Origin of the sequence: Citrobacter sp. Cpo148, from assembly GCF_030332375.1 — a bacterium.
GTDB lineage: Bacteria > Pseudomonadota > Gammaproteobacteria > Enterobacterales > Enterobacteriaceae > Citrobacter > Citrobacter portucalensis.
This window is the reverse complement of record NZ_JAOWHY010000041.1, coordinates 88,645-112,551: the sequence shown is the minus strand read 5'-3', so window position 1 is coordinate 112,551 and position 23,907 is coordinate 88,645. Positions and strand designations below refer to the sequence as shown.

Here is a 23,907-nt window from a genome sequence, read left to right as displayed (position 1 = left end):
GAGCGAGCGCAGACAACGCAGTAATGGCGTCAATTGAGAAGCGAAAATGCGATACCATCAATACTATCCTGTCGATATCGTCAACGGCCCCGGCACTCGCTGCACCTTGTTTGTGTCGGGATGCGTGCATGAATGCCCTGGCTGCTATAACAAAAGCACCTGGCGACTCAATTCCGGCCAGCCGTTTACCAAAGAGATGGAAGACAAGATCATTGCCGATCTGAACGACACGCGAATCCCTCGCCAGGGTATTTCGCTGTCCGGCGGCGATCCGCTGCATCCGCAAAACGTGCCGGATATCCTGCAACTGGTACAGCGTATTCACGCTGAGTGTCCGGGGAAAGATATCTGGGTGTGGACCGGCTACAAGCTTGATGAACTCAACGCCGCACAAATGCAGGTGGTGGATCTCATCAACGTGCTGGTCGATGGTAAATTTGTGCAGGATCTTAAAGACCCGGCGCTGATCTGGCGCGGTAGCAGCAACCAGGTTGTACATCATTTGCGTTAACTTTCAGGCGGTAAACATTCTGTTATCCGCCTCTCAAAAACGGCTCACACACTCCATCGCAACCGCTTTGAACTCGGTGAAATTCCGGCACGCGCAGAGTCGCGTCATCGCGCGTTCGCGCAGGAAGGTGACGAAGATATCGTAGATAGCCATCGCCTCTTCGTATTCACTCTTGCTGATGGCGAGCAAGAAGATCACGTGGGCCGTTTCATCGCCCCAGGCGATACCCTGTGGGGCGAGGATGGTGTAGACCACCGTTTTCTTTGCCAGCAGACCAAGGGCGTGCGGCAAGGCAATGCTGTCACCCAGCATGGTGCTGACGATGGCCTCACGCTCAACCACCGAATCAAGAAACTCCGCATCGACAAAACCTTCATCCTGCAACTGACGGCATAAGGTTTTGAACAACGTTTGTTGATCCATTGACTCGTCAATCACACGAAAATGGGCGGCATCGAAGAATTTGTTCAACATCCACGGACGGGTTCTGTCGACCAGCACCAGTTTGCCAATCTGCTCCAGCTGATAATCGGTAGGGAATGGCGCAATCATCACCATCGGCTTATCTTTTTCACCAATCCGCGCGGTTGAGATGACAAAATCTTCGCTGATGCTTTCCCGCTGTTCGTAGTCACGAAGCGTTACGGTATCGACGATCTCTATCTGCGGATACTTACGCGCCAGTACCGCTTCAATCATCCGCGCCATCGCATTTCCGGCATCGCATACCAGCAGAACCTTCGGCTGCCTCTGGTAACCGATGTTGTAACTACGCTCCAGCCCGACGCCAATATGCAGCACGAGGAAGCCAATCTCATTTTCACTGATGGTGTACGGCGTATATTTTCCCCATCCAGAGACGGCGGCCAGCGTCATGTCCCACGCCATGGGGTAGTGCTGTTTAATATTTTCCAACAACGGATTGGGGATCATTATCTGGTAACGCACCCGGGTGATCATCGTCTTAATATGCGTCAGCAGGTCAGCATGCAACTGTTTATCATTCAACAGGTTGTAGTTGTACTGGGTGTTGATAAAACGCAGGATGTAATTGACCAACGCTTCGTCATCATCCGCATTGATAGCACTGGGCGCGATCTCCTGAACCTGGCGGGCAGCAATATGCACCTGTAGCCAGTTTTCTTCGGAAACGGAAAGCGGTTTGTCTGCCAGGCGGTGCAGTACCGCCGCGATTTCCCGCGTGGCCAGGCACACCGATTGATCGGCTTCTTCTGCGGCAAAATCCGGGAGTGGATATCCTTCGCTAATCCGCCGTACCGCCACCGCGCAGTACAAGCGTAAAAACAGCTCGCCCTCATCGGTCAGACGAATATGGAAACGGGCAAAAATGTCCTGCAAAACAGGTTGCAACTGTTCAGGAAGCCCCGCATTCAGCGCTTCTTGCGTCACTAACGGATGCTGCGGATCCTGCTGCGCCAGCGTCCACAGCAGATCGGTCAAACAGGCGCGGATCGCCATTTCGCTGCCGAACAGCTTCATGCCGTGACGGGGACGCGTTTCCAGCGTCAGATGATAACGTTGCAGATGCTCGCGCACCTCAGCCATATCGTTTTGCAGCGTCGCTCGGCTGATAAACCATTCATCAGCTAAATCTTCCAGCTTCAGTGAGAAAGCCGATGTCAGAAAACGTACCACCAGCCAGTGTATCCGTTCCTGGCTGGTGCGTGGGATGCGCAGCAACGTATTGGGCTGCTGCGTTTGCAGGGTGTGAAAGCTTGCCGGGTCGTCAATTTTGAGCTGATATCCATTACCCCGGCTGAGGACAAACTGTGCGCCATACTGGGTGAGCAGCGCGTTTAGCGCGGTGATATCCGCCCGTACGGTGCGTGTGGAAACCGACAACCGCTGCGCCAGCTCGTCCTGTGGAAGCGCTTCGTTTTGCAACATGGCAAACAGCTGTGCTAAACGTTGGTTGGGGAATCGCACGTCAGTTTCCTCATCAGTCAGTTAGCCTACGCAGGCCCGGGTCATCGCCATCAGCTGGCGTACGTCGTCCGGACGAGTGTTACCACTCACCTTATCAATAATCGAACTATAGATGTGAGGAATGATTTTACTCACTCCGGCATCGAGGGCAATTTGCAGGATTTCAGTGAAATTATCCAGATCGATACCGCCGGTTGGCTCCAGCCAGAAGTCATGACGGGCGCAGGCCTGCGCGACCGCAATGTACTCGTCACGGCATTTCAGGCCGCCCATCGGGAAGTATTTAATTGAGCTACCGCCCATGTCTTTGAGCAGCGCAATCGCGGTTTCTACCGGCACAATACCGTCCGGCGACTGGCTGCTTAGCGGACCAGTGGAGATTTTCACCCTGCCCGGCGTGCCGGTTGGCGAGACCAGACCATTGACCACTGTCTCCTGCTGACCCAGCAGCGCGCGACTGGTGGCCACGCCGGTAAAGACCTGATTGACATGCTGTGGCTGCACCTGACGAGAGATTTCACTGACCATCGCCGACTGGTTAGGATCGCCCGCCCCCAGCCCCACGGAGAGCGCATTGTCGATAAGGGCCGCGTATTCACGCATATCCGCTACCGCGCTTGCGACATCCGGGTAATTTTTTGACAACACGCCAACCAGCACGTGTCCTTCCGCCGCCGCATAAATATCCCGGGCATTTTCTTTGGAGCCTGCCAGTACGTTCAGACAGACGCGGTCGCGATAAAAGTTAGGGGTCAGTTTCATGCGTTTTTCTCCTGCGAAATCACTTCACCAATTCGACGGGCCACAATCTCCAGCTGCGCGCGATCGACGCTGCGCACATCGGCTTCGATAATGCCTTCATTGGCTTTGTAACCACGGAAGTAAATCGCGTACTCCCCCTGTTTCAGCGCGTCGACCAGTTCCCCCGTAGCGATCCCGGTTACCGCTTCATCAAACTTAATTTCCGTGCGTGCGATGTCGCGCCCTGCACTATCCCACACCACGCGGGCGCTCACGCCGTTAAGCTGGTTCAAGGCATTAATGAACGGCGTCATTTTCTCGACCATCTCCGCGCCGCTCTCTTTCTGCGCGTTCAGATACAGTTCGATGGCGCAGGTCAGTCCAAGAATTCCCTCTTTGCCCACCTTCATCGCCCGGCCAATCCCCGCCGTCTGGCGCTTCACCCACTCAACGTATTGGGTTTTACCAATCACCAGACCGCTGGTTGGTCCTTCTATCGCCTTGGCGCCGCTATAAATCACCAGATCTGCACCAACCCGGTAGTAGCACTGCAAATCCTCTTCCGCCGCCGCGTCCACTATCAGCGGCAGATTATGCGTACGCGCCACCACCGCAGCCTGCTCCACGCTGAGCATACTTTTCTGGACGCAGTGGTGAGATTTGATATACAGAATGGCCGCCGTACGCGGTGTAATGGCCGCCGCCAGCTGTGCCGCGGAACATTCGTTGGCATAACCGGCTTCCACTAACTTGCCGCCGCCAAGCGCTACCATGGTGCCCACCGGTGCGCCAAAGTTGACGTTGTGACCTCTGGGCAGCACGATTTCGTTGTTCTCGATGGGCGTGACGTGCAGGTTCTCCAGCAGCCAGTCGCTGTCTTTAACCAATACGCCAGCCACCGACAGGGCGATCCCGGCCGAGGCGCAAGAGACAACCGTTGCCCCTTCCACTTCCAGTAATTTCGCGATGTAGTCGCCGGTTTTATTGACCAGGTCTTTCATCTCGAAATATTGGTTCATCCCCGCCATCGCGGCTTCAACCACTTCTGGTCGCGGCGTGGAAACGCCGAGCGCCGTCATGCGGCCGGAGGTATTAATCACCTGTTTTAAATCGTATTTCTCAAAAATCGAAGGCATGTTCCGCGCTCCCTTGTTCGGTCATATAGCCCTTGCCCGCACGTATTGCGGCAAGCGGCACCAGCAGTTGTTCAGCCTGCAGGCTGTCGTTTTCTGCATCTACCAGCACGGTTGGCTGGCGCTTAAGCGTAAAGAGGGTTAAATCGGCATCCAGACCGATCTGCAGCCGCCCCTTCTGTTTCAGGCGCAGACCATCGGCGGCATTGGCGGTAACGCATTCAATGACCTGCGGAAGCGACATCCCAATGGCGAGGAATTTCGACATCACATTCGCCAGGGAATGCACCGGGCCGCTGATACGGTTACGACAGTAAATATCGGAGCTAATGGTGTGCGGCAAAATACCCAGTTCGATAGCGCGTTTTGCCACCGCAAAGCTCAGGCTGGCGGTGCCATGCCCAACGTCCAGACGCACGCCGCGTGAAATCGCCCGCGTCACTGACGCCCGTAGCTCACCTTGCGGCGTCAGAATGCGATTCGGCTTACCGTTGTAACAGTGGGTAATGATGTCACCCGCGCTCAGGCGCTCGGCGATCTCATCCAGGTCCGGCGGGTTGTTGCCGATGTGCACCATCAGCGGCAGGTCACCGTTCTGCGCTTGCATCGCTTTGGCGCGATCCAGCGGCGTGATGCCATTTTCACCGACTACGCTGCTGCTCATACGTGCCTTCAGACCGACGATAAAATCAGGGTGGCGTTTCACCGCCTCTCGCACCGCATCAGCGTCAATATTGGCCATGTTGGCCAGCTCGTTCTGGGCAATAAGCCCAACGCGGGAGATATTCAGCAACGCGTACACTTCGGTGGCAGCTTCCCGGGTCAGGGTGTAAAAATCGTCGATGTCATCCGCTCCGGTGCTGCCCGCATCCACTACGGTAGTGACGCCGGTCGCAATACCAACGCTATCCGGCTGGTCGTGGTAAATCGGGGATTTCGGGTAGCAATGAACGTGGGAGTCAATCCAGCCTGCGCTGACGTAGCACTCACCGCCCAGCTCGATGGTTTTCAGCGCCGGGCCATCAACGTCACCCAACGCCGCGATCTTGCCGTCTTTGAGCGCAATATCGCTCACCGTATCGTCAACGAGGCGCGCACGGCGCAGGAGTAAATCAAACATGTCTCTCTCCTGTTGAAATGGGGGCGGTCGTGTAGGCCGGATGGCGGCTGCGCCTTATCCGGCCTACAACGACACACCATCAACTAATGGCAATCGGGAAAATAGACCCGAGGATCATTGCGCCGAGGATCGCCCCGCCGGTAATCGGTTTTTGCCACAGGTAAAACAGCAGCGCGCCTGCCAGAGAACCGATTCCGATAGGAATAGAAGCCGTCATCGCGCTGAGGATAATCAACGGTCCGAGGAAGCGTCCGGAGGCGTTACCGGCCCCCATCATGACGTCCGCACCGTAGGTCGAGTCGCTCTGGTTGATGGTGAACTTACGCGCCAGAATGATGATGTAGCCAATCGCCAGACCAATCACCAGACCGGTGACCAGCGAGGCGGCGAAGTTGGCGACCGGGAAGATAATGCCCGCGCCCAGCAGCAGCGCCGGAACACCTAACCCAACCCCGGTTTGAATCGCCCCGCCGATATCCAAAATCCCCACCAGCGAACCTTCAATGATGCGGGCAAACAGGAAGCTTGCGCCAAATGCCGCCACCGCTCCGTAGGAGCCGGTATCCATTCCCGCCTTCAGCATCGCCACAAAAGCCACTTCGTTAAATGCGCCAATACCGTACAGGTAGTACATGTGTGTTCCGGCAAACACGCCAGAGGAGAGCAGGCCCACGAAGATCGGGAACGACCAGTCAGCGAACCAAAAACCTTTATTCTGTTCCATGATGACCTCCGTTATTTGCCGCTGAGCGAGTTGTGGATAAGTTCGAGCCAGTTAGGCACGGTCAGATGGAAGGATTCGATCATCTTCATGTCGAAGCCACGGAAGAAGCCGCTCAGGACAAACAGCGCGACGATAGCCACCATCATCACTTTAGTGACGTGGTTCCAGCCGCTCTCTTCAACACCTTTGCCGATCAGAATGCCGAGAACCAGACCCGGAACGGCGTTACCCATGATCAGCTGCGCCGCGCCGCCAAAAACGGTGGCCCAGAAGCCAGATTTCTTACCGGCGTCAATCGCCGCCAGCCAGAAGATTACTGGCATCACGGTGTTAACCAGCAGGTTAGCCGCGGGCACCAGCACCTTGACGGCGGTAACCTGCAACGCTTCCGGTACGGATGATGCGGTGAGGTTCAGGAAGGTCACCACGATCATCCCGATAACGCCGCAGGCAATTGCCATGCGTTTGGGGTCGTGCAGCGTTTCACCGACGTTGCGATTTTTAATCATCAGCGCGGCGGCGCCCCAGTTGGGGATGATGCGATGGTCGACGTCCTGCGTGAACGCCCCCGCCGCAACAGAGGAAGCCCAGGCGTTAAAGAAGAAACCCAGGCCGAACGAGAAGTGAGAAGCCGGATCCCCTTCGCAGGAATTCAGTTCTCCCAGAGTACGAAACGCGCCCATCCCTTGAGTGGTAGGCGCATGAAACATGCGTGCAGCCCCAGCGCCGACACCAACGCCAACCAACGCGCCGATGATGAGCGATTTTATTAATATTATCAGGAACATAATTATGCCTTTTAATAGAAAATCAGCGTTGCGTAACGAAATCCACCTTGTCGAGATTGATGGCAGTCACGTTGACGGTCACGTCCAGCTCCACGCTGAAAGTGCGTCTTTCCCGGCGCAAAAAGAGGAATAAAAACGCCTCTTTACGCACCGATTCACGCGCTTGAACAACCTGCACATCCTGTGGCTCAATACGCAGTAAGATATGCGGCGACGCTTTCATCACCGCAGCCTGAACGTGGTTCAGGGCATCGGCAAAGGCGCGAGCTTTGGTCTCGCCCTTACCCGTGACTCTCACCGTGGTGGTGAATTGCTCTTTCATGCTTAAGCGCCGTGTTTCTTTTGCCACGCCTGCACCAGGCGCTCGCCGAGCTCTTCTTTGTCCATAAAGCCGAATCCCAGTACGTTGCACCCTTCGTTGATGGCGGTTACCCCTTCATCGACCGAGCGCATGCCGTATTTCGCCTTGTAGCCGTATTTGGTCTGCGCGGTAATCGCACCCGCACCACCGCTGCCGCAAAACGAGATACCAAAGGTGGCGTTTTCCGCTTTCATCACGTCACCCAGCTTCATATCTGCTGCAACACCCGGCACCACAACGGCACGGCCACCCGCTTTCTCTACGCCTGCCGCCACTTTCTGGCCTTTACCCAGACGATCGCCAATCACTACGGTAATCTGTTCCATCTTTTGCTCCTTAAAGGTTGTCTTTCGCGACTTCGAAGTGCACCGACAGCAGCCAGGCCTCTTCCTCAGGAAGATTGCCAAACTCGGCGACCACGTCGCGGGCAAGCGCCATTGATTCGGCAGATATTTCATCAAACAAGCTGGCATCGACCTCTGGTAAGGGTTCACCCGTTACCGAGCGGTGCGCCATGGCGCGAACATGCGACGTCAGCATCTGTTCCTGTACGGCGTTGGGAATAATGTTGCGTTCACGCAGCAAGGCATACACCTGCGCCAGCATGCGGTCGGCCAGTTCCACCGATTCCCCCATGTCATTCATTACAGCTCCGTTATTCACTCGTCTTACCCCGTTAATGTCTCTGAGGGTAAATTAGCGACGGAGGTTATGAGTTTGTAGCGAGTTGTTTTCCACTTCGAAGTGGAAAGGTGTGCAGCGATAGTGATCTGTGCCGCAAAAAGAGCTGGAACCACGATTTATCACTGGAAGAATGTGATTGAGATCGCAAGAGCGAACAGAAAAATGGAAGGAAGTGCGAACAATGAATGGGCGATAAAAATGAAAAAATGTGATGGGGATAGCGTTTACTTATGGGACGTGCAGTAGCGGGGTGTTGTATCCGACCTACGGGTATGCAGGCCGGATAGCGCAGATTAGCGGAACTTCTTGTGGTTTTCGTTGCGCGTGGTTTTCAGCTCTTCCGCAACGGCTTTCGCCTCTTTAACTTTACCTTCGTTCGCCAGCTTCAACGCACCGTCGATCTGACCGATCAGCGTGTCAAAGCCGTGGCGGAAATCCTTCATCTCCGGGCTGTCCGGGGATTTGTTTTCCAGCTTCGGCGGCGTTCCCTTTTGCGCGTCCAGCGCGGCTGCACGCATTTTGGTTAACGCATCTTTCAGTTCAGTCGCATTGTCCGTTTTTTCGACGATTTTCAGGTTGTCGTTGAGGATCCCCATATCGTCTTCAAGATCGGCTGCAAACGCAGAAGAACCAAGAACCAGCGTTGAAGCTGCGACGATCGCTAACAGGTGTTTACGCATTGCTCACTTCCTTTTTTATTATTCAAAAATAAACAAACGCCAGATACCCTCAATAATTCACGCCACAGCTTGAAGTATGACGGATATTATTGCCCGGCGATCTTCATCTCCGGCAACAGGACCGAACCACACTGAATATTACTGCGCGTTTCAATATCGTTGCCGACGGTGACGATATTACGCCACATCTCTTTTAAGTTACCGGCGATGGTAATTTCACTCACCGGGTACTGAATTTCACCGTTTTCGACCCAGAAGCCCGCCGCGCCGCGCGAGTAATCGCCGGTAATGCCGCTTACGCCCTGTCCCATCAGCTCGGTAACCACAAGACCTGTGCCCATCTCTTTGAGCAACTGCTCGAAGCTTAGACCCTGTCCCGGAATTCGCCAGTTGTGGATCCCGCCTGCATGACCGGTGCTCTTAAGCCCCAGCTTACGTGCGGAATAGTTGGTCAGCAGCCACTGAGTCAGCACACCGTCTTTAATAATGTCGCGGCGTTCGGTCCGTACGCCTTCGCTGTCGAACGGTGAAGACGCCAGCCCTTTCAGCAGGTGCGGATGTTCTTCAATGGTCAGCCATTCCGGCAGAATTTGCTTACCCAGCGAGTCGAGCAGGAAGGTGGATTTGCGGTACACCGAGCCGCCCGCAATGGCGCCAACCAGGTGTCCGAACAGTCCGGTCGCCACTTCATTGGCGAAAATCACCGGCGCTTTCATGGTGGACAGCTTACGCGGAGACAGGCGAGATAAGGTACGGCGAGCACAATCTGCCCCCACCCATTCCGGCGTTTGCAGATCGCCCATCGCCCGACCAATGGTGTAGGCGTAATCACGCTCCATATCACCATTTTCTTCTGCAATTACGCAGCTGGAAAGGGAATGGCGCGTGGAGCAGTAGCCCTGCAGCATACCGTGGCTGTTGCCAAACACTTTGATGCCATAGTGGCTGTTAAAGCTGCCGCCTTCGGTATTGGTGATGCGTTTGTCGGCCTGTAGTGCCGCCTGTTCAGCGCGGGCAGCCAGTTCGATAGCTTCGTCAGGGGAAACTTCCGCCGGGTGGAACAGGTCCAGATCGGGCGCATCAAAGGCCAGCAGTTCTTTATCTGCCACGCCCGCGCACGGGTCCGGCGAAGTGTAACGTGCAATGTCCAGCGCGGCCTGCACGGTGCGTGCAATCGCCTGCGGGCTTAAATCGGTGGACGATGCGCTGCCCTTACGGTTCTGGTGGTAAACCGTAATCCCCAGTGCACCATCGCTATTGAATTCGACGTTCTCCACTTCACCATAACGGGTGCTGACGCTAATACCCGTGGTCTTGCTTACAGCGACTTCCGCGCCATCCGACTTACCTGACGCTAATTCCAGTGCTGTCGAGACTGCTTCTTCCAGAATCTTACGCTGCGCTTCAACTTGTGAGATTACTTTCATCGCAAATGCCATAATGTAGAGAGAGTTTCTCTGAAGTCTAACAGAGAACCGTTTTTCAGTGCGCATCTTAACTGGTAACATTAGCCTCTTTTTTTAAGGAGCCTGACATGACTAAGCAGCCCGAAGACTGGCTCGACGACGTTCCCGGTGATGACATCGAAGACGAAGACGATGAAATTATCTGGGTCAGTAAAAGTGAAATAAAACGTGACGCCGAGGAGTTAAAACACCTGGGTGTGGAACTGGTAAAACTGGGGAAAAACGCGCTGGATAAAATCCCGCTCGATGCGGATTTACGTGCCGCGATTGAGCTGGCCCAGCGTATTAAGATGGAAGGTCGCCGTCGTCAGCTGCAGCTGATTGGCAAAATGTTGCGCCAGCGCGATGTTGATCCTATCCGTCAGGCGCTGGACAAGCTGAAAAACCGTCACAACCAACAGGTCGTTGTCTTCCATAAGCTGGAGCAACTGCGTGACCGTATGGTTGACGGTAGCGATGAAGCTATCGAAGAAGTGATGAACCTGTGGCCTGACGCCGACCGTCAGCAACTGCGTTCGCTGGTGCGTAACGCCAGGAAAGAAAAAGCGGGCAACAAGCCGCCAAAATCTTCCCGCCAGATCTTCCAGTATCTGCGTGAACTGGCGGAAAACGAGGCCTAACCTCTTCGTCCGCCGAAAGTGCCGGATGGCGGTGCAAATACCTTATCCGGCCTACGATCCGTTGTAGGCCCGGTAAGCGTAGCGCCACCGGGCATTTTTTTACTCTTCTTCTGCCTGAGCTTTCTTCGCCAGACCATCCAGCAGTTTTTGATGAATACCGCCAAACCCGCCGTTGCTCATCACCAGAATGTGATCGCCAGGCTGTGCGGTTTTCACCACCATATCTGCCAGTGCATCCACATCGCCGCTCCAGTGTGCCGGCTGAACGCAGGCTTCAGCGACTTCTGCTACCTGCCACGGAATGTGCGGGGGTTGCAGCAGGAACACTTCGTCTGCACGCCCTAACGACGGCGCCAGGTCATCTTTGCACAGGCCCATTTTCATGGTGTTCGAGCGAGGTTCCAGCACCGCGATGATGCGCGCCGTGCCGCCCACTTTACCGCGCAGTGCCGCAAGCGTTGCCAGAATGGCCGTCGGGTGATGGGCAAAATCGTCATACACCGTCACGCCATTGGCTTCACCGCGCAGCTCAAGACGGCGACGAGCGTTGATGAACGAGCCCAATGCATTGGCCGCATCCGCAGGCACGACGCCAACATGACGCGCGGCTGCAATCGCCATCAGGCCGTTGTGCATGTTGTGCTCGCCCACCAGGCCCCACTTCACTTCACCAACTTTTTCACCGTCCAGCCACACTTCCCACTCGGAAGCATCGGTGGTCAGTTTTTTCGCCTGCCAGTGACCTTGTTCGCCCACCAGCTCTTGTTCGCTCCAGCAGCCCATCGCCATCGTCTGTTTCAGATTGATGTCGTTTTCCGGGTAGATGATGCGTCCCTGGCCCGGCACGATACGCACCAGATGGTGGAACTGTTTCTGAATAGCTTTAAGATCGTCAAAGATATCCGCGTGATCGAACTCAAGATTATTGAGGATCAGCGTGCGCGGGCAGTAATGTACGAATTTAGAACGCTTGTCGAAGAACGCACAGTCGTACTCATCCGCTTCAATCACGAAGAAGTCGCTCTCGCCGAGGCGCGCGGAAACCTCAAAGTTGCCCGGAACGCCGCCGATCACAAAGCCAGGTTTATAGCCGCAGGCTTCGAGGATCCAGGTCGCCATCCCGGCGGTGGTGGTTTTACCGTGCGTACCCGCAACCGCCAGTACCCAGCGATCGCGCAAGACAAAGTCATGCAGCCACTGCGGGCCTGACATGTACGGAATGTTCTTTTCCAGCACCGCTTCCACGCACGGATTACCACGGGTCATGGCATTGCCAATGATCACCAGGTCCGGCTGTGGGTCGAGCTGGCTGGCATCGTAACCCTGAATCAGATCAATGCCTTGCTTCTCAAGTAAGGTACTCATCGGCGGATACACATTGGCGTCCGAACCGGTTACTTCATGACCGAGCGAGCGCGCCAGCATCGCCAGACCGCCCATGAAAGTGCCACAAATTCCCAAAATATGAATGCGCATACGTCACTATCCTTTTTTAATCTGGGGGCCATTTTACGCACATGTCCGGCAAGTGAGAAACGCATTTCAGGATATTCCGCAGTTTGCTGGCGCGATTCACCTAAGCGCAACAAAGGAAATATTTGTTAATATTGTTGCGGTCGCTTTACTCCACATAAATTGCAGGGAAAGTGTTATGAAAACGTTAGGTGAATTTATTGTCGAAAAGCAGCACGAGTTTTCTCATGCTACCGGTGAGCTCACTGCTTTGTTGTCGGCAATAAAGCTGGGCGCCAAGATCATCCACCGCGATATCAATAAGGCCGGTCTGGTCGATATCCTGGGTGCCAGCGGTGCTGAGAACGTGCAGGGAGAGGTTCAGCAAAAACTCGATCTGTTCGCGAACGAAAAACTGAAAGCTGCACTGAAGGCGCGCGACATTGTGGCGGGCATTGCCTCAGAAGAAGAAGATGAAATCGTCGTCTTTGAAGGCTGTGAACACGCTAAATACGTTGTGCTAATGGATCCGCTGGATGGCTCATCCAACATCGATGTTAACGTCTCTGTCGGTACGATTTTCTCTATTTACCGCCGCGTAACCCCAGTCGGCACACCGGTCACGGAAGAGGATTTCCTGCAACCGGGCAACAAGCAAGTTGCTGCAGGTTACGTTGTTTATGGTTCTTCCACCATGCTGGTGTATACCACCGGCTGTGGCGTACATGCCTTCACTTACGATCCTTCTCTGGGCGTATTCTGCCTCAGCCAGGAACGTATGCGCTTCCCGGCGAAAGGCAGCACGTACTCCATTAACGAAGGTAACTACATCAAATTCCCGAACGGCGTGAAGAAGTACATTAAATTCTGCCAGGAAGAAGATAAGCCAACCCAGCGCCCGTATACCTCGCGCTACATTGGCTCTCTGGTTGCAGATTTCCATCGCAATCTGCTGAAAGGCGGGATCTACCTGTACCCAAGCACCGCCAGCCACCCGCAAGGGAAACTGCGTCTGCTGTATGAATGCAACCCGATGGCCTTCCTGGCCGAGCAGGCGGGCGGCAAAGCCAGCGATGGTAAAGAACGCATTCTGGATATCACCCCAGAAAGTCTGCACCAGCGCCGCTCCTTCTTCGTGGGTAACGACCATATGGTTGAAGATGTAGAACGCTTTATCCGCGAGTTCCCGGACGCGTAAGTATCATTCATCGCACGGACGTAGGCCGGATAAAACGCGTAGCGTTGCCATCCGGCCTACAAAATCCATCGTCTGCTTACGCTTTCTGTAGCTTAAATACGGCCATTGCTTCGATTAGCGCTGAAGACTGCTCTTCCAGCGAGCGGGTAGCCGCTGAAGACTGCTGCACCAGCGCCGCGTTTTGCTGCGCCGTTTCATCCATCTGAATTACCGCGATATTCACCTGCTCTATGCCGCGACTCTGTTCCTGGGACGCACTGGCAATTTCACGCATCAGTTTGGTCATACGCATAACCTCGGTCGCGATTTCATCCATGGTTTCGCCCGCCTGTTGCGCCAGTTCACTGCCTTCCCCCACATGGGTGTGCGAATCGCTGATTAGCGTACGGATCTCTTTGGCCGCCTCGGCGCTGCGGCTGGCCAGATTACGCACTTCACCTGCCACAACAGCAAAGCCCCGCCCCTGCTCACCAGCTCGCGCCGCTTCAACGGAAGCATTGAGCGCCAGAATATTGGTCTGGAAAGCAATGCCGTCAATCACGCTGAGGATATCGGCGATTCGGCTGGAACTGCCGGAAATATCGCGCATTTTCTCGATCACATAGCACACCATTTCGCTACCGCGATCGGCAGTATCCGACACCGATTTTGCCAGCTGGTGCGCCTGTTCCGCGTTCTGCGCATTCTGTTTCACCGTCGCCGTGAGTTCTTCCATGCTGGCGGCGGTCTGCTCCAGCGAAGTGGCTGTCGATTCAGTGCGTTGCGCCAGATGTTGGTTACCGGCCGTCAGTTCACGACTGCCAATATCAATTTGCGAGCTGGCATCGCGTACGCGCTGTACCGAGTCGCCCAGCGCATGGCGCATGTCATCCATTGCCGCATTCAGGCGGTTGAATTCGGCGCTGGCCGACAACGCATTAACCGGCGACAAATCCCCCGTTGCCAGACGTTCCAGTTGCTCAACCATGTTATCCAACGGTTTGAGAAACTTATTTCGCAGCATAAACCAAATGACCGCCAGCAATGCGATAGCAGCCAACATCGCAGCGCTCATAATACCGTGATAAATCAACGATGTAATGACACGGGTAGAAGCATATAGTCCCATGCCACCGGTCAGTAGCAGAAGGAACGTCAGCAGAGACAATAACACCAACAAACTTGATCGAATTGAAAGGGATTTTGGCATCGTTATATTTCCGGTTGTAGGGTTAAAACAGACCTGTACAGAACCTATCGACTACAACCGGAAAAAGTTTAGGTATTTAAATGTTTTGTGCAAAATCAGGATGTTACTTTGGTGTTGCCGCCGTACCCACTCGGGTAACCGGCGAGCTTTGACGATTTTCCCAAAGCACCGTCAGACCGCGTTGTAACGCTATAAATATAAACAATAAAATGCCAATCGCGATCTTCGTCCACCAGGAACTTAATGTGCCGTCAAAATTAATGTAGGTCTGGATCAGCCCCTGAATGGCGACGCCAAACAACGTCCCTAACACTGTACCGACCCCACCGCTGAGCAGCGTTCCGCCAATCACAACTGAGGCTATCGCATCCAGTTCGACGCCAACGCCCGCCAGCGCATAGCCCGCCTGGGTGTAAATGGAAAAGACAATGCCGGCAAGCGTCGCAAGCCCGGTAGACAGCATATAAATGCGGATGGTGGTGCTGCGGGTTGAGATGCCCATCAGGTTGGCAGAAGTGGCGTTGCCGCCAATCGCGTAAACCTGATTACCAAAGCGCGTACGGTGCGCCAGGAATATGCCGATGACGACAACCGCCAGCATCAGCAATCCCATCGCGCTCAGGCGACCACCGCCGGGAATTTTCCATGCCAGGCTTGAGAGCGTGTCATAAACCGGATGATTAATCGGTATAGATTCTTCAGAGACCAGATAGCTGACGCCGCGCAGGAAGAACATTCCCGCCAGGGTGATAATAAATGCCGGGATCTTCAGCGCATCAATCAGTAACCCCATAAACGCACCAAACGCGCAGCCCATCAGCAAAACCAAAGGGAACGCCAGCAGCGGAGAAATGCCCCAATAGCCAATGGCCTTCGCCAGAAATACGCCGGTAAAGGCGATCACCGAGCCAACGGAAAGGTCGATCCCGCCAGAGAGGATTACGAAAGTCATGCCTACGGCAATGATGCCCAGAAAGGCGTTATCGGTCAGGATATTGCAAATGACCCGGGTGGAAGCAAAAGCGGGAAACTGCGTCAGGCAGTAGAGATAACCCAGCACAAACACGCCGAGGGTGATCATCAGCGGTAAATTACGTTTTATCATGACCACGCACTCCTTTTATCAGGCTGATAAAGCGTTGCGACTGCACGACCAGCACACACAACACCACCACGGCTTTGACCACCTGATTCAGTTCCGGCTGGAAGCCCGACAGCAAAATCCCGGTGTTCATGCCCTGAATAATCAATGCGCCTACCACCGACAGCAGCAGGTTAAAGCGCCCGCCCATCAGCGACCCGCCGCCGATAACCACCGCCAGGATGGCATCCAGCTCCAGCCATAATCCGGCGTTATTGGCATCTGCCCCGCGAATGTCCGCCGTGACGATAATGCCAGCGATAGCCGCGCACAGGCCGCTCAGCACATAGGTGAGCATCACGATAATGCGGGTGTTCACCCCGGCGTTTTTTGCCGCACGAATGTTGATACCCACCGCTTCGATAAACATACCCAGCGCCGTTTTCCGCGTCAGCAGCCAGAACACCACCAGCGTGAGCAGTGCAATAATTACCGGCGTAGGGAACAGTAAGAACGAGCCGCTGCCAAACCATGACAGTTCGGGCGAGTTAAAGGTGACGATCTGCCCGGAAGTGATAAGCTGCGCCACCCCGCGCCCGGCCACCATCAGGATTAGCGTGGCGACAAACGGTTGGATCTTGAGGATGGCCACCAGAATCCCATTCCACAACCCAGCCAGAATGCCGGAGCCTAAGGCGGCAAGCAGCACCACCGGCAGACTGTGCCCGGCCACCGTCATCGCCGCAGTAGTAGCGCCAGCAATAGCCATGACTGCCCCCACGGAAAGGTCGATGCCGCCGGTAGCAATCACCAGCGTCATACCAATCGCCAACAGCGCCACGGGCGCGGCACGGTTGAGAATATCAATCGGGCTACCGAACAGCCGACCATCCTGCAAAATCACCTGGTAGAAATGCGGGGCGACCAGGCTATCCACCAGCAGCACCAGCAGTAACGCCACCAGCTGTGGCATCCCCTTTGGCCAACGGAACCGCCGTTTAGACGGATTGGATTGAGGGAGAGATTGAGGCATCACCATAGTCTCCTTAGGCCGCAATGGCGTTCATGATCGCCGGTACGGACAGTTCAGCCAGGGGGATCTCGGCCACCTGTTTGCGATCGCGCATAATAATGACCCGATCGGCATAGCCCACTAACTCTTCCAGTTCGGATGAAATGACCAGCAGCGCCAGGCCATCCGCGCACAGCGTTTCGATCAGACGGATGATCTCCGCATGCGCGCCAACGTCGATCCCACGCGTGGGTTCATCGAGGATCAGGAACTGCGGTTTGGTCAGTAACCAACGCGAGAGCAGTACTTTTTGCTGATTGCCGCCGGAGAGAAATTCGATCGGCTGCTCAGCGTTCGGAGTACGAATACCAAGCTGGCGGATAAAACGCTCGGCAATCTCGTTTTGCTCTTTCCGGGGAATAGGCCGCAGCCAGCCGCGCTGCGCCTGCAATGCCAGAATGATGTTTTCCCGCACCGAAGCAGCAGCAATAATGCCATCCGTTTTGCGATCCTCCGGACAGAAACCGATCCCCAGACACGAAGCCTGATGTGGCGATCGCAAGGTCTGCGGTTTGCCTTTGATCAGCGCACTTCCGCTGTCGGCGGGTTTAATACCGAAGATCACCTCCGCCGTTTCCGTTCGCCCGGACCCCAGTAGTCCGGCGAGACCGACGATCTCACCGGGACGCACCTGTAGATCAAATGGCGCGATGGTGCCTTTTTTGCCAAAGCCGCTGAATGCCGCCACCGGTTTATCACTCAGCAACGTGCGGCCCGCACGCTGTAGCGCATGGGTATCCAGTTCACGGCCCAGCATCATTTTGACCAGTTCGATCTGAGGCAGTTCTCGGGTTTCACGGCAGCCAACGAAGCCGCCGTTACGCAGAACGGTAATGCGATCGCTGACCTGATAAACCTGATCGAGAAAGTGGGTGACGAAGATCAGACTGACGCCCCGATCGCGCAGATGTCTCATCAGGCCAAACAGCATTTCAACTTCCTGAGTATCAAGGCTGGCGGTCGGCTCATCGAGGATCAGCACTTTTGCGGAGAGATCGATCGCCCGACAGATGGCGACGATTTGTTGCATCGCCACGGAAAAGCGGTTCAGCGGCTCGCGCACGTCGAGGGAAAAACCGTATGACGCCATCAGCTCCGTCGCACGTTTTTCCATCTGCTTGCGCTGGAGCAGGCCAAAGCGCCGCGGTTCACGACCAATAAATAAGTTATCGGCAACCGACATATTGGGCAGCAGGTTCACTTCCTGGTACACGGTGCCAATCCCCAGTTGTTGTGCATGGGCGGTATTTTTGGGGGTGATCGGTTGGCCTTCGAGCCAGATAGTGCCGCGATCGGCATGGTAAACGCCGGTCAGCGCTTTGATGAGCGTCGATTTGCCGGCTCCGTTTTCTCCCAGCAGCGCCATAATCTCGCCACGACGCAAGCTGAAATCCACGTTATCCAACGCTTTGACGCCGGGAAAGAATTTGCTTAATCCTTCGGTGCGGAGGATTTCCTGATGTTGGTCGGTGGTCATGGTTCCCCCTGCATCACGCCGGATGGCGCTACGCTTATCCGGCCTACAAAAGAGCGTAATGTAGGCCGGGCAAGCGCAGCGCCCCCGGCATTTTCATGAAGGCTTAGTAGCCCATGTTTTTCTTCTTCTCTAACTCTTCTTTTGCCGTATCCGGCAGATAGAGGATCGACTTGGTAATGGTCAGCTTCTCAGGCATCGTGCCGTCTTTTTTGAATTTCTCCAGCGCGTCGAATGCCGGGCCGGCCATATTCGGCGTCAGTTCGACGCTGGCGTTGGCTTCGCCGTCAATCATCGCTTTGTAGATATCCGGTACGCCATCGATAGAACCGGTGAGGATATCTTTGCCAGGTTTCAGTCCCGCTTCTTTGATCGCCTGAATCGCACCGATCACCATGTCATCGTTGTGGGCGTAAACCATACAGATGTTCTTGCCGTTGTTTTCCGCTTTGATAAAGCTCTCCATCACTTCTTTCCCTTTACTGCGGGTGAAGTCACCGGACTGAGAGCGAATAATTTTGATGTTTGGCGCACTGGCAATGGCTTCAGCAAAGCCTTTCTTACGATCGATCGCCACGCTGGCACCAACGGTCCCTTGTAGCTCAACGACGTTACACGGCTTGCCGTCCACTTGTTTAATCAGCCAGTCGCCGATCAATTTACCTTCCAGCACGTTGTCGGCGGTGACGGTGGTCATATAGAGAGATTTGTCTTTTACATCGATGGAACGATCGAGCAAAAAGACCGGAATGTCGGCATCTTTAGCTTCTTTTAAAACCGGCTCCCAACCCGTTGCCACGACCGGCGCAATAAAGATGGCGTCAACGCCCTGCGCAACAAATGAGCGGACTGCTTTAATCTGGTTTTCCTGCTTTTGCTGGCCATCAGCGATTTTCAGCGTAATTCCCCGCTTTTCGGCCTCGCTTTTCGCGACGTTGGTTTCTGCGGCGCGCCAGCCGGATTCAGAGCCAACCTGCGAAAATCCTACGGTTAAAGGGGCTGCCATTGCCATAGACGACATGGCTGCCGAAACTGCTGTGACTAAAAGTAAGCGCTTCCACATAAGTGCGTCCTCGTAGGGTGATTATTGTTGGTTAATTAACCGTTGCGAAAAAACTATAGACAATTGAGCATGTAACGGATTGCGTTACATCACACTTCAAAAAAGTAAATAAAACGTTAATCACAACTTTGTAATCGCTTTCATCTCGCTATGAAAAATGCGGCTGAAGATATGGATTTTTCTGTCACGAGAGAGAGGTAAAAAGAAGAAAATGCACGCAGAGAAAGCGAAAACAAGCGGAGACATTCCGCGCGAGTTGGCTATAATACCCGCCACTTGTTTGCCATAGCTTATTTAAAGGAAACAGACATGAGCTTACTCAACGTCCCTGCCGGTAAAGACCTGCCGGAAGATATCTACGTTGTTATCGAGATCCCTGCGAACGCAGATCCGATCAAATACGAAGTTGACAAAGAGAGCGGCGCCCTGTTCGTTGACCGCTTCATGTCCACCGCGATGTTCTATCCGTGCAACTACGGTTACATCAACCACACCCTGTCTCTGGATGGTGACCCGGTAGACGTTCTGGTCCCGACTCCGTACCCGCTGGAGCCAGGTTCAGTGATCCGCTGCCGTCCGGTTGGCGTACTGAAAATGACCGACGAATCCGGTGAAGATGCGAAACTGGTTGCGGTACCGCACACCAAGCTGAGCAAAGAATACGATCACATCAAAGATGTGACCGACCTGCCGGAACTGCTGAAAGCGCAGATCACCCACTTCTTCGAACACTACAAAGATCTCGAAGCGGGCAAATGGGTGAAAGTTGACGGTTGGGACAACGCTGAAGCTGCTAAAGCTGAAATCGTTGCTTCCTTCGAGCGCGCGAAGAAGTAAGTTCGCGTTAGCGTAAAGCCCTGAACGCCAGCCCCTGGTTAGTAAGGGTTTTTTAATTTCTACTTTCTTTTCCCCCTCCCCTTCGCTGTTTTCTTTTTGACCTACCAGATTGGGTAGTCACATTTCATTTATCTTAATTGCGAATGAGATTAGATCTCATTATCATTCTCAGCATGTAAATAAATGTGAATAAAAGTCAATGAACCTCCACAATGTGAAGTCCCTGAAACGCTATTCCTGCGTGGCTCTCGCCACAGCACTGTTATTTACCAGCCTGTCCAGCGTGGCGCAGACGCTACCTGAGCAAGATTTTCTGACCCGCGACGTTGGCAACGGCGTGTATGAACTGGCGGTTGATAGCCAGCAGAATGCGCTTTTTGCTGCCTCGTCGCCGTCGTTTGATAAAGATAAAACCAGCGGGCTTATCTATAAACTCGATCTGGAGAAACTCACCACGACTGAAGTTATCGAAACCAGCCGTCGTGCCTTTGCCACTGCCCTGGATGCAGAAAACCAGGTGCTCTATGTCGGCAACACGCTGGAGGGTTCGGTCACGCTCATTGATACCCGCAGCGGTAAAGAGCTGGCGATACTGCAACTGAGCGAAGCCAAAAACCCGAAAGAAATTGTCCATACCCGCGAAATGGTGCTCGATAAACAGCATCACCGCCTGTACGTTTCCGGCGTGGCTGAAAAGGGCATTGTCTGGGTGGTGGATACGCAAAAGCGCGAGAAAATCGCCACCCTTGAAAACATGGGCCAGTATCCGACCGGTATGGCCGTAGATGCCAATAAGAACCGCCTGTATGTCGTAAATGGCCGCAACGAACTTATTACGCTGGATACCACTAACCATCAAATTATTAACCGCTTTAGTATTGAGCCAGGCAAAAAACATTTTTTCCTGAATATTGCTTTGGATGCAAAAAATAATCGCGCATTCCTGACCGATCCTGATTTAGCGGATGTACTGGTTGTTGATATTAATACCGGTAAGGTTATTGCGCCCATTAAGGTTATCAACTCGCTGGCAGTGATATATAATGAAAAGCGCCAGGAAGTGTATATCACCCACCGTAATGCAAAGCGCATCAGCATTGTGGGCAGCAAGACTTATCAGGTAAAACAAAGCATTGAAACCAATGCGTTACCTAACAGCCTGGCGCTCTCGTCTGATGCCAACACCCTGTATGTCAGCGTCAAACAGCCGGAAAAAATGACCGGTGTGAAGCCCGACTACGTGCTGAAAATCGACCTCTCCAAATATTAATAATTAAAAACGCTTCTGACACCTTGCAGCTTTTCTGGGCTGCAAGGTGATGCTTTTATTTTTTACTTTTCAGGTGTCTATATTATGAAAACGCGTCAACTTATTACGCTGACAGGGATCGTTGCATTCTCAGGCGGTGTTATTTTCCCCACTCAGGCAGAAGAACTCACCGAAACCTCACGCAATAGCGAAGATGAAATGGTGATCACCGCATCCGGGTTCTCGCAGCAAAAGCGCGAAGCGCCGGCCACCATTTCCGTTATCGATCGTAAAACGCTGGATATTCAGCCGGACCGTAGCATTGGTGAAGCGATTAAAAACCTTCCTGGCGTCTCGGTCACCAACAGCAGCGGTATGAACGCTGGCAGCATTATGATTCGCGGCATGGACCCGTCCTATACCGCGTTTATGGTCAACAGCGTCAAACAAAATACCGGTGAATCTCGCCCTTACGGACATGACATCGGTACTGAAGCCAACTTCTTACCGCCGATGGAGGCCATTGAGCGTATCGAAGTTATCCGCGGGCCCATGTCCTCGCTGTACGGCTCAGATGCCATCGGCGGTGTGGTCAACGTGATTACCAAAAAACCGTATGGCGCAAAAGAGTGGACGACGGCAATTGCCGCCAATACCTGGCTTCAGGAACACCAGTATTTGGGTAATACCAGCCAGATGAATCTGTTTACCATGGGGCCGATTGTGCCCGATGTTCTCGGCCTTAGCGTAGCGGCCGACTGGCTCGACCGTCGCGATGACGATCGCAATAACTATTTCGGTAAACACAACCGTAAATCCGTTGATATGACGCTGGGCCTGGCCGCTAGCGAAAATAACCTGTTCGACCTCAATGTGGTCACCGGTGAGCAGGAGAAAAACCGTACCCAGAAGCGCGGCGCGCCGTGGTCATGGCTGTTCGATCGTAACGCCGCCACCCTAACGCATACCGGCTGGTATGCCGACGACACCATTGCAACGACCAACTACATAAACTATGAAAAAGGCCGTTCGAAGTACGTTTATGACGGCCAGTCGCCGCAGTATGTGCAGATGGAGAACTACGTCGCTAATTCGCAAACCACCTTCACGCTCGACAACCATAAACTGACCGTTGGGGCGAATTTCACCCGCGAAGAGCTGAATGACCGCTTTGATGTGGCCAACAAAACGCTGCCCGGATCTGAGCCAGTGACAAAAATCAGCCGTAACGGTTGGGCATTGTTTGCTGAAGACGGCTGGAGCATTGACGACTTCATCCTGACCACATCAGCGCGTATGGACCAGGATGATAACTTTGGCACACATATTACGCCGAAAATGTACGGTAACTGGGCCTTCAGCAATGACTGGGCGCTGAAGGGCGGCATTTCCGCAGGTTATAAAAAACCTGAGCTGCGTGCGACATCCAGCGACTTTGTCACCCCATACGGCTCGACCGTACCTTATCCCTTCCTGACCGTCGGTAACGACGATCTGAAACCAGAACAAAGCGTTAACTCTGAGCTGGGCCTCTACTGGACGGGGAATGCGCTGTCACTGGATAGCACCGTCTTCTATACGCAGTTCAAAGACAAAATTGCTGAACAAACCATTTGCGAAACTACATCGACGAATCAGTGCTCCGTGAATGGCTACAAGGCGGACTCCGTCAGTAAATACTTCAACGTCAGCAAAGCGGACGTGTACGGCATAGAACTGAATGCCGACTGGCAGATTAGCGCCGATGTAAAAGCCAACGCTAACTACACCTGGAACCATAGCGAACAGAAAAGCGGCGTAAACAAAGGCTACGCGCTCAACGATTATCCGCGCCATATGGCGAACCTGTCGCTGAACTGGGCGGCAACGCAGAGTCTGGACGTATGGAGTACGGTGAATTACCGCAGCAGTAACCGCAACAGCGGCAATAACTATAAGTACGATGACTACACGATGGTCGACGTAGGCGTACGTTATAAGCTCAATAAGCACACGCAGCTGATGGCAGGGATCTACAACGTGCTGGATGAAGATCCGAAACTGACGACTGCATGGAATGAATCCGCGCAGGTGGAAGGACGCCGCTATAACCTCGGCGCGCGCGTGGAGTTTTAAGCCTTTAATAAACAACGCCACCCGAAGGTGGCGTTGTTTATTCTGGTAGACGATATATCAGTACTGGTCTCTGTCTAACCAGTTACCGCTTTCAATCAGCGTTAAGCCATCAACCGGACGTTGGTACACGTACATCCATGCACTTCCGTACGGCGTTTGAATTAACTGGCGTGCGTATTCACCGCCGCGGGTACGCAGAGCGTCAAGCTCTGCCAGCGTGGCGTTATCAATACGATAAACTTCCCCGTGTACTGTTCCATTTCCCGGAACCGCGCCTGGATAGTGGCCCAGGCTGTACAACTGGTAGTTGTCGATACTGAAATTTCCCAGCAACAGGGCATTGGTCATCCAGTGGCTGTTGCCTTGTTTGGTTCGTAAACTGCCGTAGACAAATATTCGCAT

At 53.9% G+C, this 23,907-nt stretch carries 24 protein-coding genes; 6 read left to right on the top strand and 18 right to left on the bottom strand.

All coding sequences use genetic code 11. The features are described 5' to 3' along the window. The first annotated feature begins 46 nt into the window (after nt 1–46). Complete coding sequence (nrdG, locus tag OGY10_RS06425; RefSeq protein WP_048227187.1) at nt 47–511, top strand: anaerobic ribonucleoside-triphosphate reductase-activating protein; 465 nt, start codon at nt 47–49, stop codon at nt 509–511. Nucleotides 512–544: 33 nt separating this feature from the next. Here the strand turns inward: nrdG and OGY10_RS06420 are convergent, their stop codons facing one another. From OGY10_RS06420 to pmbA, 11 genes are all read right to left on the bottom strand, one after another. Beyond that, the gene (locus tag OGY10_RS06420; RefSeq protein ID WP_191238906.1) at nt 545–2,458 is read right to left on the bottom strand and encodes a BglG family transcription antiterminator; all 1,914 of its coding nucleotides are present in this window, start codon (nt 2,456–2,458) and stop codon (nt 545–547) included. 21 nt (nt 2,459–2,479) lie between these two features. Further along, the gene (gene dagF / locus OGY10_RS06415; protein ID WP_071446755.1) at nt 2,480–3,220 is read right to left on the bottom strand and encodes a 2-dehydro-3-deoxy-phosphogluconate aldolase; all 741 of its coding nucleotides are present in this window, start codon (nt 3,218–3,220) and stop codon (nt 2,480–2,482) included. Beyond that, nucleotides 3,217–4,335 carry a DgaE family pyridoxal phosphate-dependent ammonia lyase gene (locus OGY10_RS06410; protein ID WP_032942188.1) on the bottom strand — a complete coding sequence of 373 codons (1,119 nt, stop codon included), beginning with the start codon at nt 4,333–4,335 and terminating at the stop codon, nt 3,217–3,219. The genes dagF and OGY10_RS06410 overlap by 4 nt, the downstream gene beginning before the upstream one ends. After that, complete coding sequence (locus OGY10_RS06405; RefSeq protein ID WP_186413791.1) at nt 4,319–5,452, bottom strand: amidohydrolase/deacetylase family metallohydrolase; 1,134 nt, start codon at nt 5,450–5,452, stop codon at nt 4,319–4,321. Before OGY10_RS06405 ends, OGY10_RS06410 begins: the two co-directional genes overlap by 17 nt. Nucleotides 5,453–5,531: 79 nt before the next feature. Continuing rightward, on the bottom strand, nt 5,532–6,176 hold the full coding sequence (locus tag OGY10_RS06400) for a DUF4310 family protein (protein ID WP_003830379.1): 645 nt from the start codon (nt 6,174–6,176) through the stop codon (nt 5,532–5,534). A gap of 11 nt (nt 6,177–6,187) precedes the next feature. After that, complete coding sequence (locus OGY10_RS06395; RefSeq protein WP_003025764.1) at nt 6,188–6,964, bottom strand: DUF4311 domain-containing protein; 777 nt, start codon at nt 6,962–6,964, stop codon at nt 6,188–6,190. 22 nt (nt 6,965–6,986) lie between these two features. Beyond that, on the bottom strand, nt 6,987–7,286 hold the full coding sequence (locus OGY10_RS06390; protein WP_003025762.1) for a DUF4312 family protein: 300 nt from the start codon (nt 7,284–7,286) through the stop codon (nt 6,987–6,989). A gap of 2 nt (nt 7,287–7,288) precedes the next feature. Beyond that, a complete protein-coding gene (locus tag OGY10_RS06385; protein WP_003830384.1) occupies nt 7,289–7,651 on the bottom strand; it encodes an SFCGS family glycine-rich protein in 363 nt (120 codons plus the stop codon). A gap of 10 nt (nt 7,652–7,661) precedes the next feature. Beyond that, nucleotides 7,662–7,970 carry a glycine dehydrogenase gene (locus tag OGY10_RS06380; protein WP_003025758.1) on the bottom strand — a complete coding sequence of 103 codons (309 nt, stop codon included), beginning with the start codon at nt 7,968–7,970 and terminating at the stop codon, nt 7,662–7,664. Nucleotides 7,971–8,302: 332 nt separating this feature from the next. Next, the gene (gene cybC, locus OGY10_RS06375) at nt 8,303–8,689 is read right to left on the bottom strand and encodes a cytochrome b562 (RefSeq protein ID WP_003025756.1); all 387 of its coding nucleotides are present in this window, start codon (nt 8,687–8,689) and stop codon (nt 8,303–8,305) included. A gap of 86 nt (nt 8,690–8,775) precedes the next feature. Further along, complete coding sequence (gene pmbA, locus OGY10_RS06370) at nt 8,776–10,128, bottom strand: metalloprotease PmbA (protein ID WP_003830385.1); 1,353 nt, start codon at nt 10,126–10,128, stop codon at nt 8,776–8,778. A 95-nt stretch (nt 10,129–10,223) separates the two neighbouring features. Between pmbA and yjgA the strand changes: the two genes are divergently transcribed. Next, nucleotides 10,224–10,775 (top strand): ribosome biogenesis factor YjgA, encoded by a 552-nt coding sequence (gene yjgA / locus OGY10_RS06365; protein ID WP_008786039.1) that lies wholly within the window; start codon nt 10,224–10,226, stop codon nt 10,773–10,775. 99 nt (nt 10,776–10,874) lie between these two features. Here the strand turns inward: yjgA and mpl are convergent, their stop codons facing one another. Beyond that, the gene (gene mpl, locus OGY10_RS06360; RefSeq protein ID WP_003830388.1) at nt 10,875–12,251 is read right to left on the bottom strand and encodes a UDP-N-acetylmuramate:L-alanyl-gamma-D-glutamyl-meso-diaminopimelate ligase; all 1,377 of its coding nucleotides are present in this window, start codon (nt 12,249–12,251) and stop codon (nt 10,875–10,877) included. 175 nt (nt 12,252–12,426) lie between these two features. On the opposite strand from mpl, the gene fbp reads away from it, so the two are divergent. Then, the gene (gene fbp / locus OGY10_RS06355; protein ID WP_003830390.1) at nt 12,427–13,425 is read left to right on the top strand and encodes a class 1 fructose-bisphosphatase; all 999 of its coding nucleotides are present in this window, start codon (nt 12,427–12,429) and stop codon (nt 13,423–13,425) included. A 76-nt stretch (nt 13,426–13,501) separates the two neighbouring features. Here the strand turns inward: fbp and OGY10_RS06350 are convergent, their stop codons facing one another. The 5 genes from OGY10_RS06350 to ytfQ form a co-directional block, all read right to left on the bottom strand. Continuing rightward, nucleotides 13,502–14,614: a methyl-accepting chemotaxis protein gene (locus OGY10_RS06350; protein ID WP_206160191.1), complete on the bottom strand. Its 1,113-nt coding sequence runs from the start codon at nt 14,612–14,614 to the stop codon at nt 13,502–13,504. Between the two features lie 103 nt (nt 14,615–14,717). After that, nucleotides 14,718–15,719 carry a galactofuranose ABC transporter, permease protein YjfF gene (gene yjfF / locus OGY10_RS06345; protein WP_008786036.1) on the bottom strand — a complete coding sequence of 334 codons (1,002 nt, stop codon included), beginning with the start codon at nt 15,717–15,719 and terminating at the stop codon, nt 14,718–14,720. After that, on the bottom strand, nt 15,706–16,728 hold the full coding sequence (ytfT, locus tag OGY10_RS06340) for a galactofuranose ABC transporter, ATP-binding protein YtfT (RefSeq protein WP_286576475.1): 1,023 nt from the start codon (nt 16,726–16,728) through the stop codon (nt 15,706–15,708). The genes yjfF and ytfT overlap by 14 nt, the downstream gene beginning before the upstream one ends. A 13-nt stretch (nt 16,729–16,741) precedes the next feature. Then, nucleotides 16,742–18,244 carry a galactofuranose ABC transporter, ATP-binding protein YtfR gene (ytfR, locus tag OGY10_RS06335; RefSeq protein WP_048215067.1) on the bottom strand — a complete coding sequence of 501 codons (1,503 nt, stop codon included), beginning with the start codon at nt 18,242–18,244 and terminating at the stop codon, nt 16,742–16,744. A gap of 103 nt (nt 18,245–18,347) precedes the next feature. Next, nucleotides 18,348–19,304: a galactofuranose ABC transporter substrate-binding protein YtfQ gene (gene ytfQ, locus OGY10_RS06330; protein WP_003025728.1), complete on the bottom strand. Its 957-nt coding sequence runs from the start codon at nt 19,302–19,304 to the stop codon at nt 18,348–18,350. A gap of 309 nt (nt 19,305–19,613) precedes the next feature. Here ytfQ and ppa point away from each other — a divergent pair, with 309 nt between their 5' ends. The 3 genes from ppa (at nt 19,614) to OGY10_RS06315 (ending at nt 23,505) form a co-directional block, all read left to right on the top strand. After that, nucleotides 19,614–20,141, top strand: coding sequence for an inorganic diphosphatase (ppa, locus tag OGY10_RS06325; RefSeq protein WP_003025726.1), 528 nt, complete (start codon nt 19,614–19,616; stop codon nt 20,139–20,141). Nucleotides 20,142–20,340: 199 nt separating this feature from the next. Continuing rightward, complete coding sequence (gene yncE / locus OGY10_RS06320; RefSeq protein WP_286576473.1) at nt 20,341–21,411, top strand: 7-bladed beta-propeller protein YncE; 1,071 nt, start codon at nt 20,341–20,343, stop codon at nt 21,409–21,411. An 84-nt stretch (nt 21,412–21,495) separates the two neighbouring features. After that, entirely contained in the window at nt 21,496–23,505 is a 2,010-nt protein-coding gene (locus tag OGY10_RS06315; protein WP_286576471.1) for a TonB-dependent receptor domain-containing protein, read from the top strand. 57 nt (nt 23,506–23,562) lie between these two features. On the opposite strand, the gene OGY10_RS06310 is transcribed toward OGY10_RS06315, so the two are convergent. Further along, on the bottom strand, nt 23,563–23,907 hold the full coding sequence (locus OGY10_RS06310) for a gamma-glutamylcyclotransferase family protein (protein ID WP_003025723.1): 345 nt from the start codon (nt 23,905–23,907) through the stop codon (nt 23,563–23,565).

Bases quoted from the DNA above. Each gene is read 5' to 3' on its own strand.
- nrdG (WP_048227187.1), top strand. From the start codon at position 47: ATGCGATACCATCAATACTATCCTGTCGATATCGTCAACGGCCCCGGC.
- dagF (WP_071446755.1), bottom strand. From the start codon at position 3,220: ATGAAACTGACCCCTAACTTTTATCGCGACCGCGTCTGTCTGAACGTA.
- OGY10_RS06410 (WP_032942188.1), bottom strand. From the start codon at position 4,335: ATGCCTTCGATTTTTGAGAAATACGATTTAAAACAGGTGATTAATACC.
- OGY10_RS06405 (WP_186413791.1), bottom strand. From the start codon at position 5,452: ATGTTTGATTTACTCCTGCGCCGTGCGCGCCTCGTTGACGATACGGTG.
- OGY10_RS06400 (WP_003830379.1), bottom strand. From the start codon at position 6,176: ATGGAACAGAATAAAGGTTTTTGGTTCGCTGACTGGTCGTTCCCGATC.
- OGY10_RS06395 (WP_003025764.1), bottom strand. From the start codon at position 6,964: ATGTTCCTGATAATATTAATAAAATCGCTCATCATCGGCGCGTTGGTT.
- OGY10_RS06390 (WP_003025762.1), bottom strand. From the start codon at position 7,286: ATGAAAGAGCAATTCACCACCACGGTGAGAGTCACGGGTAAGGGCGAG.
- OGY10_RS06385 (WP_003830384.1), bottom strand. From the start codon at position 7,651: ATGGAACAGATTACCGTAGTGATTGGCGATCGTCTGGGTAAAGGCCAG.
- OGY10_RS06380 (WP_003025758.1), bottom strand. From the start codon at position 7,970: ATGAATGACATGGGGGAATCGGTGGAACTGGCCGACCGCATGCTGGCG.
- cybC (WP_003025756.1), bottom strand. From the start codon at position 8,689: ATGCGTAAACACCTGTTAGCGATCGTCGCAGCTTCAACGCTGGTTCTT.
- pmbA (WP_003830385.1), bottom strand. From the start codon at position 10,128: ATGGCATTTGCGATGAAAGTAATCTCACAAGTTGAAGCGCAGCGTAAG.
- yjgA (WP_008786039.1), top strand. From the start codon at position 10,224: ATGACTAAGCAGCCCGAAGACTGGCTCGACGACGTTCCCGGTGATGAC.
- mpl (WP_003830388.1), bottom strand. From the start codon at position 12,251: ATGCGCATTCATATTTTGGGAATTTGTGGCACTTTCATGGGCGGTCTG.
- fbp (WP_003830390.1), top strand. From the start codon at position 12,427: ATGAAAACGTTAGGTGAATTTATTGTCGAAAAGCAGCACGAGTTTTCT.
- OGY10_RS06350 (WP_206160191.1), bottom strand. From the start codon at position 14,614: ATGCCAAAATCCCTTTCAATTCGATCAAGTTTGTTGGTGTTATTGTCT.
- yjfF (WP_008786036.1), bottom strand. From the start codon at position 15,719: ATGATAAAACGTAATTTACCGCTGATGATCACCCTCGGCGTGTTTGTG.
- ytfT (WP_286576475.1), bottom strand. From the start codon at position 16,728: ATGCCTCAATCTCTCCCTCAATCCAATCCGTCTAAACGGCGGTTCCGT.
- ytfR (WP_048215067.1), bottom strand. From the start codon at position 18,244: ATGACCACCGACCAACATCAGGAAATCCTCCGCACCGAAGGATTAAGC.
- ytfQ (WP_003025728.1), bottom strand. From the start codon at position 19,304: ATGTGGAAGCGCTTACTTTTAGTCACAGCAGTTTCGGCAGCCATGTCG.
- ppa (WP_003025726.1), top strand. From the start codon at position 19,614: ATGAGCTTACTCAACGTCCCTGCCGGTAAAGACCTGCCGGAAGATATC.
- yncE (WP_286576473.1), top strand. From the start codon at position 20,341: ATGAACCTCCACAATGTGAAGTCCCTGAAACGCTATTCCTGCGTGGCT.
- OGY10_RS06315 (WP_286576471.1), top strand. From the start codon at position 21,496: ATGAAAACGCGTCAACTTATTACGCTGACAGGGATCGTTGCATTCTCA.
- OGY10_RS06310 (WP_003025723.1), bottom strand. From the start codon at position 23,907: ATGCGAATATTTGTCTACGGCAGTTTACGAACCAAACAAGGCAACAGC.